Source organism: Paenibacillus intestini (assembly GCF_030803945.1).
Lineage (GTDB): Bacteria > Bacillota > Bacilli > Paenibacillales > Paenibacillaceae > Paenibacillus > Paenibacillus polysaccharolyticus.
This window is the reverse complement of the sequence record NZ_JAURUN010000015.1, coordinates 1-12517: the sequence shown is the minus strand read 5'-3', so window position 1 is coordinate 12517 and position 12517 is coordinate 1. Positions and strand designations below refer to the sequence as shown.

General features: G+C 44.9%; 11 protein-coding genes, 1 rRNA gene and 1 riboswitch. Of the genes, 5 read left to right on the top strand and 7 right to left on the bottom strand.

Going from position 1 to position 12517, the window contains the following annotated elements:
* Positions 1-184: 184 nt before the first annotated feature.
* Both J2T16_RS26105 and J2T16_RS26100 read right to left on the bottom strand, forming a co-directional pair.
* Entirely contained in the window at positions 185-3022 is a 2838-nt protein-coding gene (locus tag J2T16_RS26105; protein WP_154891122.1) for an S-layer homology domain-containing protein, read from the bottom strand.
* Between the two features lie 249 nt (positions 3023-3271).
* Entirely contained in the window at positions 3272-4153 is an 882-nt protein-coding gene (locus J2T16_RS26100; protein WP_090917367.1) for a radical SAM/SPASM domain-containing protein, read from the bottom strand.
* Positions 4154-4382: 229 nt separating this feature from the next.
* A riboswitch (TPP riboswitch) is annotated at positions 4383-4485 on the top strand.
* 156 nt (positions 4486-4641) lie between these two features.
* On the opposite strand from J2T16_RS26100, the gene thiM reads away from it, so the two are divergent.
* From thiM to J2T16_RS26080, 4 genes are all read left to right on the top strand, one after another.
* A complete protein-coding gene (gene thiM, locus J2T16_RS26095; RefSeq protein ID WP_154891120.1) occupies positions 4642-5451 on the top strand; it encodes a hydroxyethylthiazole kinase in 810 nt (269 codons plus the stop codon).
* On the top strand, positions 5451-6263 hold the full coding sequence (gene thiD / locus J2T16_RS26090) for a bifunctional hydroxymethylpyrimidine kinase/phosphomethylpyrimidine kinase (protein ID WP_336121083.1): 813 nt from the start codon (positions 5451-5453) through the stop codon (positions 6261-6263). Before thiM ends, thiD begins: the two co-directional genes overlap by 1 nt.
* A complete protein-coding gene (gene thiE / locus J2T16_RS26085; RefSeq protein ID WP_499019664.1) occupies positions 6263-6928 on the top strand; it encodes a thiamine phosphate synthase in 666 nt (221 codons plus the stop codon). The genes thiD and thiE overlap by 1 nt, the downstream gene beginning before the upstream one ends.
* A 413-nt stretch (positions 6929-7341) precedes the next feature.
* Positions 7342-7797, top strand: a complete 456-nt coding sequence (locus J2T16_RS26080) for an Lrp/AsnC family transcriptional regulator (RefSeq protein WP_090917359.1) — start codon at positions 7342-7344, stop codon at positions 7795-7797.
* A 33-nt stretch (positions 7798-7830) separates the two neighbouring features.
* On the opposite strand, the gene J2T16_RS26075 is transcribed toward J2T16_RS26080, so the two are convergent.
* Positions 7831-9018, bottom strand: coding sequence for an MFS transporter (locus J2T16_RS26075; protein WP_336121085.1), 1188 nt, complete (start codon positions 9016-9018; stop codon positions 7831-7833).
* 263 nt (positions 9019-9281) lie between these two features.
* On the opposite strand from J2T16_RS26075, the gene J2T16_RS26070 reads away from it, so the two are divergent.
* Positions 9282-10025 (top strand): MerR family transcriptional regulator, encoded by a 744-nt coding sequence (locus J2T16_RS26070; RefSeq protein ID WP_336121086.1) that lies wholly within the window; start codon positions 9282-9284, stop codon positions 10023-10025.
* 131 nt (positions 10026-10156) lie between these two features.
* On the opposite strand, the gene J2T16_RS26065 is transcribed toward J2T16_RS26070, so the two are convergent.
* From J2T16_RS26065 to rrf, 4 genes are all read right to left on the bottom strand, one after another.
* A complete protein-coding gene (locus tag J2T16_RS26065; RefSeq protein ID WP_221789340.1) occupies positions 10157-10639 on the bottom strand; it encodes a hypothetical protein in 483 nt (160 codons plus the stop codon).
* Positions 10640-10910: 271 nt separating this feature from the next.
* Positions 10911-11567, bottom strand: coding sequence for a deoxynucleoside kinase (locus J2T16_RS26060; RefSeq protein WP_221789341.1), 657 nt, complete (start codon positions 11565-11567; stop codon positions 10911-10913).
* Positions 11564-12187 (bottom strand): deoxynucleoside kinase, encoded by a 624-nt coding sequence (locus tag J2T16_RS26055; RefSeq protein ID WP_090917349.1) that lies wholly within the window; start codon positions 12185-12187, stop codon positions 11564-11566. Before J2T16_RS26055 ends, J2T16_RS26060 begins: the two co-directional genes overlap by 4 nt.
* Positions 12188-12422: 235 nt before the next feature.
* A 5S ribosomal RNA gene (rrf, locus tag J2T16_RS26050) occupies positions 12423-12517 on the bottom strand; the annotation flags it as partial.

Here is a 12517-nt window from a genome sequence, read left to right as displayed (position 1 = left end):
TTTTTTAGCATTCCTTCTGCATTGTTCGCATATATACATTCTGTTTTTACATTGATATGTACCGATATCAACTTCAAATATGCCGTCTTTATTGTCTGGATATCATCGTTAACCTAAAAAGAACCCCCTGTTTTTAAAATAACAGGGAGTTCTCTAAATATACTTCGTCTAACCAAAGATTATCCTATTCCTCTGCTCCATCTGTTCCTTGAGAAGAAGAATCTGGTGTTAACGTATAAAGCGGGTTAACATTAGTAAATTGATTCACAGTTTCATAAGTCACTGTACCGTTTTCAGCAACAATCATTTTCAGAACGATCCAGTACAATTCATTTCCGCTTCCTTCTTCAACCGTGTAGGTTGCACTTGGCGTTGGGACAGCTCCGTGGAATACATCAATTTTAGCACCAGACATCTTGATTGTACTTGTGCCTGAATAATGATGTACGTAGAAGGTATATGTTCCCGGAAGCAATTGGCGAATCGTCGTCGTCTCTGGTCCATAAGATGTAGTATCATCTAGATCCAGATCTACCATCAGTTCTTCATCATAATAATAACGTTTATCCACGTAGTAGGTATGGAACACTCCTCCATCACCTGCTGGGCCGATAAGATGTGAATCCAGATCTGCTGGATCTTTACCCCAGGTTAATACAAAACGTGTTTCATTAGCTGCCGGAATCTCAATCGCTGTTTGATTTTCATTTTGGTTTTTTACATTAACAGCCGATACACCAATAAGATATGTTCTAATGTACTTTGTATCTCCGCCTCCAAGCTCACCTGTATAGATGCCCGGTTGCAGATTAATGTAATAATCACCATAAGTGTCTGTCGTTACTGTACCAACAATATCACCCGTTTTGTTATCCAGACCTTTTCTAAAAGAAATCTGCAAATTGGCTACTGGTGCTCCAGCGACATCTTTAATATGTCCACCGAATCCTGTAAGTTTTACAGAAGCACTTTGGCTTCCTGCAAAATGAGTCTTTTCCGTATTGGAATCAACTGTAATGTACAATGTGGAACCGTAACTATCGATAGGGCTAAATGTAAATTCCCCATTGTGATACTGTAAATTATTCAATTCCCGCTCTTGACCGTTATAGTATGCATGTACCACAAAGTCTTCAGCAGTCAGTCCAGATGCATCCAGTCCATTGGTAAATGTCAGTTTAGCACTTCCATTTGTAACCTGAATCCCTTCAAGTCTTGGGTGTGTCAATTCATTATATACTGCAACAGTCACTGGAACTTGAATTTGATATTCTCCGTATTTAGCCTTCACAACGGTTGTACCGTTAGCTACAGCTTGAATTTTACCAGAGTTTACAGTGACAATGCTGTTATCTTCCACTTCCCAGTTTGCAAGAGAGGTAACATCTTTGTTCGCTGAGCCAGCTACACCTGTAAGTACAATTTGTTTCGTTGCATTTACAGCTGAAAGATCACTAATTTCAGGTAAGTATACCAAACTAGTCACTGTAGGATCTGCTTCAATTCTTGGATGCTGTTGCAACCCGCTAAAGTCACTTCCCTCTACATTGACTTGTGCAGAAGTTAACGCACCCGCTCCAGAGAATTGCACAATAGCGTCCAGTATTGCGCGATTTACGGTTGCACCTTGATTGATTTTGAAAACCGTATTCAGTGCTTGTTGGAACACCTCGAGATTCCCGATGCTGGAGTTGTCTCCAAACTCTACTGAAATCTGCTCTGCATGAACCATAATAGAGTCAAACGTTCCGTTCAACACTACCGCAGCATTATGTGGAATAGAGTCTGTCAATTCAATTGGACCAACATCACCTGTGGAATCATTCTTTACGATGGCTCCAGACTTGATCTCAATCTGTTGTACATCACTCGCACCTTCCAGAACCAAACGAACACTTCCATCTGCCTTATCCACAATTACAGTCGCAAGAACAGAGTTCAGTGCATGGATACTGTTAGGTCCTCCACCTTTGATGCTAGTTGTTCCTGTAACAGTAACGTGATCAAGTGTAACATCTCCATTAGCTACAGATTCAAGAACTTGAAGGTTACCATTGATCTTAGTGTCTTTCAGAATTACACCTTGAGAACCAATCGTGACATTACCAGTTACGTTACCCAAAGTGTATGTGCCTGGAGAAGTAAGGTTTTTGCTGGAAGTTTGTTGACCTCCTCCATTATTTCCACCTGTGTTGTTATTATTTCCATTATCCCCGGTAGAGCTATTGTTGCTACTGTTACCTTTATTGCTGTTTTCAGAAGGCTTCGTTGTTTCTGGTTTTGTGGGGTTAGAGTTGTTTGTATCTTCGTCTGTCTTCGCAGGAATCATAATATTATCATATGTAGACTTATTCATGACAAACTCATAAGCAAGTCTTGCTAATGCTTGTCGATCCGCTACACCCGTTGGATTAAACGTTGTTGTTCCGTCTTTCCGAACAATACCTTTAATAAATCCGGATTGATATGCGAGTGACACAGAATCCTTCGCCCAGTCTGATACTTTATCCAAATCAGCGAGCTGTGGCTTTGTTGTTTGAGTTGGTGCGTTCTTTGTTTCCCAGCCGAATGCTCTTACGAAAAATACAGCCAGTTCCTCTCTCGTAACTTTTTTATCTGGAGAAAACGTATCCTTCGAGGTTCCTTGGGCAATACCAGATTGAACGAGTGCAGATACATAGCCAGAATACCATTTGGATTGCTCCACATCTTTAAAGGAACTAGCTACAGTAGAGTCAGGCTTTAATTGAAGCGCACCCACCATAATCTTTGCCAATTGAGCACGTGTTACTGAATCTGAGGGTTTAAATGTTCCATCCGCAAATCCAGCTAAAATACCTTTTTCAATTAACTTCGTAATTTCTGTTTTGGCATAGGAGTGTTCAACATCCTTAAATGACGTTACAGATGATGGGGCCACTTCCGCCGAGGCTAGCAATTGCATAGAAAACATAGAGGCAATCAATGATGTAGAGAGTACTGCTGACAACTTTCGATTAAACTTTTTCCATTTTAAATTCAAAACTCGACACACTCCTCTTAAACGTCCGTTATTAACACAAAAGTGTAACTTTTGAACTACTCCCCCTTTTATGATCAGTAGGATAATAATACCATGTATATTTATAAAAACAAGATTAATAGACTATCATTTTACATAATAGTTGAAATCATGAATCAAATGGTGCCTATTCTTTCCTAATAATAAATAAAAAAATGTGCTACTCGGAATATTACCGAATAACACACTTGAGTTATCTGTCGTATGATTTTAGGCTCCTGCTCCAAAGCGCTGCCGGTATCCGCATTTGCGGCAAAGTTCTTCTACAGCTTCCCGTTTGGAAAAACCGTATACCAGATTGTTCGCACGCTCTCCATCCACAATATCGGAAAAAGACTTTTCATGGATGTTTCCAAGGTTGATGACACCTTCTCCATCCAAACAGCATGGAACCACGGTTCCATCAACCAGCACAGCTGCCTGACTGCGTAATGCATGACAAAAACCTTTGCCATCATCTTCAGGTGCATCGAGGCTTGGCCATTGGAATTCATGGTCCTGATTCAGGTATACGTTGGGTGCAATTTTCACGCCACTACCCGCAACCACCTTTTCTTCAATACGGAAGTCCAGATTGAATTCCTTTTCCAGCACCTCAAGCGTCTCCCGATTGCGATTCATCTGAGCATTGGTGAAGTTATCCTGAGTCAGATTCCATAGTCTGAACGAGACAATGACGTTATGTTTCACCGCTTCACGAACAAAAGACAAGATGTTATGCAAATATCCGTCACGATCCGTAGAACCTTCATGGCCGTCAAAGCTGTGCAGCGAGAAATTCATCTGTCTCAGTGCAGGTTTGCCCAATAATTTATGCTGTGTCTTTGGCAGTAGCGTACCGTTGGTCGTAATGTTCACTTTAAATCCCTTGGCATGAGCCATATCCAGCAACAGGTCAATTTTGGGATGAAGCAGCGGTTCCCCTTTGACGTGCAGGTAAATATGTTTTGTGTGTGGTTTGATCTGATCCAATATATTATTAAAGACTTCAGGGTCGATGAATCCTTTGGCTCGCTTCGTTTGTGGACAAAAGCTGCATGCCAGATTACAGATACTCGTAATTTCAATATATACTTTCTTGAACGTTTTCAACTCAGGGTCCCCATTCTGCCGGGAGGAACAACGGTCCTGCCCTCATTCGTAGTACGGCCATATGAGCCAATCCCCATTATATCGGGTTCACGAGCTAAGGTAAATCAGAATAGCGGATCAGTAACAAAGTCCAGTGTATTTTTCATCCCTATTTCAAGGCTTAAATCCTCGCCCTATTTACATTAAGTCAAGATGGATATATGCTGAGTACATAACTGCATATCTTGTACATTTGCACTGGGGGAGCCTTGCGGCTGAGACGAATACGACGATTCGGACCCTTTGAACCTGATCTGGATTATACCAGCGGAGGGAAGTGGAGCGGCTTTTATTGGCAGTAGGGGATCTCTATCCTAGATGGGGATCAACTTCAGTTCAAACGTATAGCTCTGCTCATTTCTCCGGAAATGGGTGGGGCTTTTTTGTATTTCAGCCAGTCGTCTCGCTCATAACCATATCCATCATTTGAAAATAAGGAGGTCATTTGGATGTCTTATCTTGAACGTGTACGTTCACTCAATCCTTTGGTTCATAATATTACCAACCTTGTGGTTGCCCCTTTTACCGCAAATGGTCTGCTTGCCCTCGGAGCCTCTCCGTTTATGGCCTATGCTCATGAAGAAGTCGCTGACGTCGCTCGAATGGCTGGCGCGGTGGTTCTGAACATCGGCACATTGGATGAAAAGGTCGTTCAAGCGATACGTCTAGCCGGACAATCAGCCAATGCACATCATGTGCCTGTTGTCCTTGATCCTGTTGGTGCAGGAGCCACGACATATCGCACCGATACGGTACAGATGCTGGTTCGTGAGCTTCGTCTTACCGTATTAAGAGGCAATGTCGCCGAAGTGGCTCATGTCATTGGTGTGCCATGGAATATCAAAGGTGTGGATGCGGGAGTTGGCGAAGGAGACCGGATTGACATTGCCGAGCGGGCAGCGCAACAGCTTGACTGTATTGTCGTTATTACGGGCCAGTACGACATTATTACAGACGGATATCATACTTTCCTCACAAGCAACGGACATGCATTGCTCACCCAAGTTACCGGGGCAGGCTGTCTTCTCAGCTCAGTCATTGGTGCTTTTGCTGCGATTGCCGAGCCGGGGCGCGACATGCTGAACAGCGTGGTGGAAGCCGTCTCAACCTACGGTATAGCTGCCGAACAGGCCGCAGCACGAACGGCTCATCAAGGGCCGGGCAGCTTCCAGATTGAATTGTTAAATCAACTGGCGCAGGTGACACCTTCGCTGTTCTCCGAGCATGCACAAATCCGTCAGATTCGTGGAGGTGTGTGATGAATATTGCTCAAGCGTTAACGATTGCCGGGTCTGATAACGGCGGCGGTGCAGGAATTCAGGCGGATCTCAAAACCTTTCAGGAACTTGGTGTATACGGCATGACGGTCATTACTGCAATCGCCGCGCAGAACACTACAGGGGTTCAAGGCGTGTTTCCGATTGATTACGACGGCATTGCCCAGCAACTTGATTCAACGGGAGTCGACTTTCAGCCGCGTGCCCTCAAGACAGGTATGCTGTATAGTGCCGAGATTATTCGTCTTGTTGCGGCAAAATGTCAGCAATACGACTGGTCAAATCTGGTTATTGATCCCGTGATGGTTGCCAAAGGAGGTGCACCTCTGCTCCAGCAGGAGGCTGTGCAATCACTTGTGGAAGATCTGCTGCCTCTTGCTTTGGTTATCACACCTAACATTCCCGAAGCCGAACTACTTATCGGGAGTTCGATTCGGAACCTGAGTGAGCGCGAGGAAGCCGCAAAGCAATTGGTGCAGATGGGTTCAACATATGCCTTGATTAAAGGAGGACATGATACGGGAAGCGGTACGGTTATCGATGTCCTGTATGACGGGCATTCCTTTCATTATTTGGAGAACCTTCGTGTTATGACACGTCATACCCATGGAACCGGCTGCACGTTCTCTGCTGCCATTACGGCGGAACTGGCGAAGGGTGCCCCTATTCTGGCTGCCGTTACGACCGCGCGAGCATTCATTCAGGCAGCCATTGAAGATGAGCTGGGATTCGGGGCCGGGCACGGGCCAACGAATCACTTTGCGTACCAGCGCAGACAGCGGGGTGAACGCTGATGCGCAGATGGGATGCGGAAGCGGTCCGCCGCGCGCTGCAGTTGTATTTGGTGATGGGTAGCGTCAATACGACGCGAGACCCGGTGGAGGTGCTCCGCCAGGCGATCACTGGCGGCATCACGCTGTTCCAGTTCCGAGAGAAGGGAACTGGTGCCCTGGCAGGCGAAGCCCGCAGAACGCTTGCGCTGCGGCTTCGTGAGGTGTGCAGCCAGCACGGGATACCGTTCATCGTGAACGATGATGTGGAGCTGGCTGTGGCGGTGGAGGCCGACGGTGTACACGTCGGCCAAGACGATGCGGACGCGGCGCTGGTACGCGCCCGCATTGGAGATGGGCGGATGCTTGGCGTATCCGCCCACTCCGTCCTTGAAGCCCGCCGTGCCGTGCAGGCGGGCGCAGACTATCTTGGCGTCGGGCCGATGTACCCGACGCACTCCAAAGCGGATGCCCACGCTGTGCTGGGCCCCGCTGGGGTTGCGGAACTGCGCGCCGCAGGCATCGCAGTTCCGGTGGTCGGTATCGGCGGCATTACGCCCGATACCGCGGCCGCCGTGATGGCGGCTGGAGCCGACGGCGTAGCCGTCATCTCCGCCATCGCGGGCGCGGCCGATGTGCACGCAGCGACTGCACAGCTCGCTGCGATCACCCGCAGGGAGCAGGCGTAGCCATGCTCCCTGCCCGGATAATGCAAAGGCTGCAGCCACTCGGTCTGCAGCCTTTGCATTCTTGTTTTATTCTTCGCCTCCTTTGCCTCGTTCTGCAACCTATACATCCTCCTGAATCCTTTTTCATCCTTATCCTTATCCTTATCCTTATCCTTATCCTTCCGCAAACTGGTCATCCTGTAGCGCCCCATACCTCCTTCTGCATCCTATAAATCCTTTCATCTTTCTCACCTTCTTCCCACCTTGCATCACGCACATATGCTTTTCATCCCCCTCCCTTCCATCCCAAACATATTTAATATATAAATCATTTCTACTATAAAGCTTCACATTTACAAATCATTATCTTTTAATTACTATGAATATAAAAGCATCTCCGAAAAATCACCTATAGAATAAAAGGAAGTGAGTTTATGGATCAGATCGATAGAAACATCCTGTTTCATATGGAAAACCAAGCCAGATTGTCCATGACCGAATTAGGAAAATTGGTGGGACTTTCACAGCCAGCCGTCACGGAACGTGTAAAACGACTGGAGGAAAGTGGTGTTATTGAAGGGTACCGCACCATCATTAATCCGCAAAAATTAGGAAAACAGAGTACATCCTATCTACTATTTCAAACTAGAGAATGCACTGCTTTCCTTGATTTCTGCCGTATGTCGCCCGAAGTTGTAGAATGTTATCGCGTCAGTGGAGAACACAATTATTTATTGAAAGTCATGACAGATTCTATTGCAGACTTAGAGGCATTCGGAAATCAATGTGACAAATACGGAACCTATACTACACTTATCGCAATGTCCTCGCCTATTGCATCCAAAAACCTAATTGATGAACCCCAGTTCCTGATCTCAAAGGAATCCTAACCATTCATCTTTTCTATTTTAGATATCACCATTTCAAGGTGAACTAGGAAATCCTTGTTTTTTAGAGCACAACGCAATGAGAAGAGCAATAAACAACAATAGCACCAATGAACCCGGCAGGAATCTAGCTCCGATCCAATGAAGCAGGATAGCACCTGCCATACCTCCCGCACCGATCCCTAGATTCCATGCCGTTACCAACATCGATTGTGCGATATCGGCACTGCGGCCTCCTGCATGTGCAATAGCTGTTTGGAGTAACGTTGCCGCTCCGCCAAAGGTCAATCCCCATGCAATCACTCCTATAATGATAACAGCCGGCTGATTGCTCCAGATTGCCATCGCCGCTGAGGCAAAAGCAAATATCGCAACACTTAATAGCACCAGTATCCTTAAATAGCGATCAATCAGCAGTCCAATAATCCAAATGCCCATCACTGAAGTTACGCCAAATAGGAGTAAAATCAGATCAACTCTATCGGCCAGTGCTGTATTTGCCAGAAAAGGAGAAATGTAAGTATACAAAATATTATGAGCTAACACCCAGACAAGCACCACAAATAAAATAGGCCGGATTCCAGGAAGAAACAGGATTTTATGCAGTGAGAGTTGATTCTGCTTGACCTCGCCTTCATAATCTGGAACTTTCCAGAACACCCATACGATAAGCGCGAGCGTCAATATAGATATCGTTCCAAAGATTAAACGCCAGCCTACATACGTTCCAAAAAAAGTACCGATCGGAACACCAAGCGCTAATGCCAAAGGTGTACCTGCCATAGCAACGGCTATGGCTTTTCCTTTTAATGACTCGGGCACCATGCGACGTGCATATCCAGCGGTCATTCCCCATAGCACTCCCGCTGCTACTCCTGCACAAAAACGTGCAATTAACGTTATAACATATACCGAAGATAAGGCAGTCACCGTGTTAAATAAGAGAAAGCCTATAATACATAGCAGCAAAAGAGGTCTACGTCTCCACCCGCGAGTTGCCACGGTCAGTGGAATTGCCGCTGCCAGAGAGCCTGCAGCATACAACGTAACAAGTTGTCCGGCTTTTGCCTGCGTTATGCCAAGGCCCATGGCAATCTGAGGGAGTAGTCCAGCAGGCAGGCTTTCAGTAAGTATGCAGATAAATCCTGCCATAGCTAACGCTAGTAGAGCCGCCCATGGAAGACTTTGTTTTTGGACATATGTATCATCTTTAATAGAATACATCTCGTTTGAAATCACAATGAAAGCCCCTTTATTCTGTATTTTGGATAGCTCCAATACTCACTTGCTATCTTTATTAAGCTTACAGAAATAAGCAGAGGTTTTGCATACAGCATTAAAGGTACTTAAGCTTGTTAACGAAGAAAAACCTTGTTTTTCACAAGCTTTGCTTTGAATTCCTATGATGCTCCTTTTTCACAAAATTAACGTATTGACTCTCACGTAACGTGACATTGTACAATTCATGGTGTAAGGAGGTTTCACCCATGGCCATGAAAGTAAAAGAAGTCTCCGAACTTGCTTCGATCAGTGTGCGCACACTGCATCATTATGACGAGATCGGGCTGCTTGTTCCAGATCAGGTCACTGATGCCGGATATCGAATGTATTCGGATGCCAATCTGGAACGACTTCAGCAGATTTTATTTTTCAAAGAACTCGGCTTCTCGCTGAAAGAAATCAAAAACATTTTAGATGACCCCGCCTTTGATGCGGAGGAAGCATTGCATATGCACAAACTCATTTTGCTGGAAAAACGCCAGCGTCTGGATCAAATGATTACCACCATCGATAAAACCGTACTACATCTGAGAGGAGAGATTGAAATGACCCCTAAAGAACAATTTCAGGGCTTTGATTTTAGTCAAAATCCGTACGAACAGGAAGCCCGTGAGCGCTGGGGTGACCATGCCGTCAATGAGGCAAACCAGAAATTAAATGACCAGCCGGCTGACAAACAAAAAGAACGATCTAATCAGATGAATGATATCTTCAAACGATTAGCAGCCATTCGCCACACAGCACCCGAATCTGCCGAAGTACAGGGCGAGATTAAACAATGGTACATTTACCTGAATGAGATCGGGAACTATTCCCCAGAAGCCTTCAAAGGACTTGGTCAGATGTACGCAGACGATGAACGCTTCACTAAAAATATCGATCAGTTTGGTGAGGGACTGGCACAATTCATGTGTCATGCAATGGCTGTATTTGCCGATCAGAATCAATAACATCAAAAAGGACGTAACCCCTGAGGCGTTACGTCCTTTTTGATAATCTCTACCGATCCCTCGATCGAAATCCCGGCCGCAATGTGAACCATCCTGATGTTGATGTCCACTCCGAGAACTTCATGTTTTGCTTACGCTCTTGGTGCTTGATCCGAGGTCGATGCTTCTGATGCCATGCTTGTTTTCGCCATCCGGCCTGGAATTTGCCAAGCAGATACAATCGCCAAAACGATGAACAACCAGTCTGTAGGCTCGCTAAAGTATTCTTGAATTGTTTCTGCAAACGCACTAATCATTTCTCCGTCAAATACCAGAGTCAACATGCTCACATCGGTAAATAATTCAGATGTAAAATAAACCACCGTCAAGTATTTACCAAGCAAGATACCCACCATCGCGAAAACAACAGCAATAATCTTGTGCACCGTTGCGATTTTTTTGTTTGAGAACAACACGACAGCGTACCCGCAAAGCACGCCAACCAGTATCGCAATAAGTCCAACCTCATACTCCGTCATAGCTGCGATCGCAGCCCACACCACACCTCCCAGTATGGCAGCAATCAAACCACCGATAATCGGCACTCCAATCTTTACTCCTTGCTTTTCTTCCACGATGTCTTTCCCTCCTGAGTCATGCTTATACTATATTTCCAGAATTCACCTTTCTTATAAAACCACAAAAAGCTTCAAATTTCAACATTTTTCTGTATTTTAATAGCTATATACATACATATTCCAATAAAGCTTGATCAACTAAATCCTTTTTTTAGATTAACTTATATAAAAAACAAAAAAAGACACCCCTTCTACAGCCCGTATCACTGTAAAAGAGGATGTCTATTTTCCCCTAATCCTTGTCCTATATAGGATAAATATATTTAAATTATACCTGCGTTTCTTTGGAAGGCTTAATAACAGCTGCAATCTGCTCCAGAATAGCATCGACTGAAGCCGAATCATGCACATCATATTCATCAATGTTCAAGCGCAGTACTGGGCAAGCTGTAAACCGGTTAATCCATACGGAATAGCGCTCATGCATGTGCTCCCAATACGAGCGATCTGTCTGAATCTCCATTTCACGACCACGTTCGTTAATCCGGTTCAGAATCGATGGCAAACTGCCTTCCAGATAGATCAGAACATCCGGGTGTGGAAAATAAGGCGTCATGACCATCGCTTCAAACAAGCTACTATACGTCTCAAAGTCGGTAGCAGACATCGTGCCCTGATCGGCATGCATTTGTGCAAAGATGCCCGTATCCTCATAGATGGAGCGATCCTGTACAAAACCACCGCCCAATTCAAAAATCTTTTTCTGTTCTTTAAAACGTTCAGCGAGGAAATAAATCTGCAGATGAAAACTCCAGCGTTCAAAGTCATGGTAAAACTTTTCCAAATACGGATTATGATCAACCTGCTCAAGCGACGTTTTGAAATTCAATCGATCTGCAAGTGCCGCCGTCAGTGTGGATTTCCCCACCCCTACCGTTCCTGCTACTGTAATTAATGCATTCGCTGGAATGCCATAGTTATTCATATGATAAGCTCCTTTACTTGATTAACAATCTGTCTGAAGTCCTCAGGATGTTCCACAAAGTCAAGTTGCTCTGCATCAATCTTGAGAATGACTGGCGGATTCGTTCCATTGGCCAAATACTCCATCCCTGTTTTGTAGTCGGCAATTAACTGCTCCATATACGCAGGGTCCATGTCCTGCTCAAAGGAACGCCCGCGCTTATTAATCCGGTACATCAATGTATCCAGCTCAGCTTCAATGTAGAGCACCAGATTGGGTTTGGGCAGGTCATCCGTTAACAGATGATAGATTTGGCGGTATTTATCCCGCTTCGTTCCTTTTAAGGTACGTTCAGCGAAGATCAAATTTTTATAAATATGATAATCCGAAACGACTGGGCTGTTCTGTTTAATAAATTGTGCTCCGGTATCTTCTAGTTGCTTAAATCGGTTACACAGAAAAAACATTTCGAGTTGGAAGCTCCACTCGTCGATATCTTGATAAAAGGAGGCCAAAAATGGATTCTCCTCGACAATTTCTTTAACCAATGGGAGATTCAATTCTTGGGAAAGCATCGTAGCTAACGTTGTTTTCCCCGCTCCAATCGGACCTTCAACAGCTATAAACGGGGCTGATTTCATGGTGTTACGGTTCCTCCTCGTAATTATGCGTGTTCCGTTTCTATATAGACCTCACCTATTGTATCACAGCTTGGCACAATGGAAAGACAGTATTTTATGTATAAAACAAGTCAAAATAAGGGTGTTTCGTCAGACTTGTATCATATCATAACTGAAACTGCTTTTTCACTTAGCTTAGGTTTAATCGTTCACACAAAAAAACACACCTGATTTTCATCAAGTGTGTCTTTGCTTTGCTTGGCGGCGTCCTACTCTCCCAGGACCCTGCGGTCCAAGTACCATCGGCGCTAGAGGGCTTAACGGTCGTGTTCGGGATGGGTACGTGTGGAA

Bases quoted from the DNA above. Each gene is read 5' to 3' on its own strand.
- J2T16_RS26055 (WP_090917349.1), bottom strand. From the start codon at position 12,187: ATGAAATCAGCCCCGTTTATAGCTGTTGAAGGTCCGATTGGAGCGGGG.
- J2T16_RS26080 (WP_090917359.1), top strand. From the start codon at position 7,342: ATGGATCAGATCGATAGAAACATCCTGTTTCATATGGAAAACCAAGCC.
- thiM (WP_154891120.1), top strand. From the start codon at position 4,642: ATGTCTTATCTTGAACGTGTACGTTCACTCAATCCTTTGGTTCATAAT.
- thiE (WP_499019664.1), top strand. From the start codon at position 6,263: ATGCGCAGATGGGATGCGGAAGCGGTCCGCCGCGCGCTGCAGTTGTAT.
- thiD (WP_336121083.1), top strand. From the start codon at position 5,451: ATGAATATTGCTCAAGCGTTAACGATTGCCGGGTCTGATAACGGCGGC.
- J2T16_RS26070 (WP_336121086.1), top strand. From the start codon at position 9,282: ATGGCCATGAAAGTAAAAGAAGTCTCCGAACTTGCTTCGATCAGTGTG.
- J2T16_RS26075 (WP_336121085.1), bottom strand. From the start codon at position 9,018: ATGTATTCTATTAAAGATGATACATATGTCCAAAAACAAAGTCTTCCA.
- J2T16_RS26060 (WP_221789341.1), bottom strand. From the start codon at position 11,567: ATGAATAACTATGGCATTCCAGCGAATGCATTAATTACAGTAGCAGGA.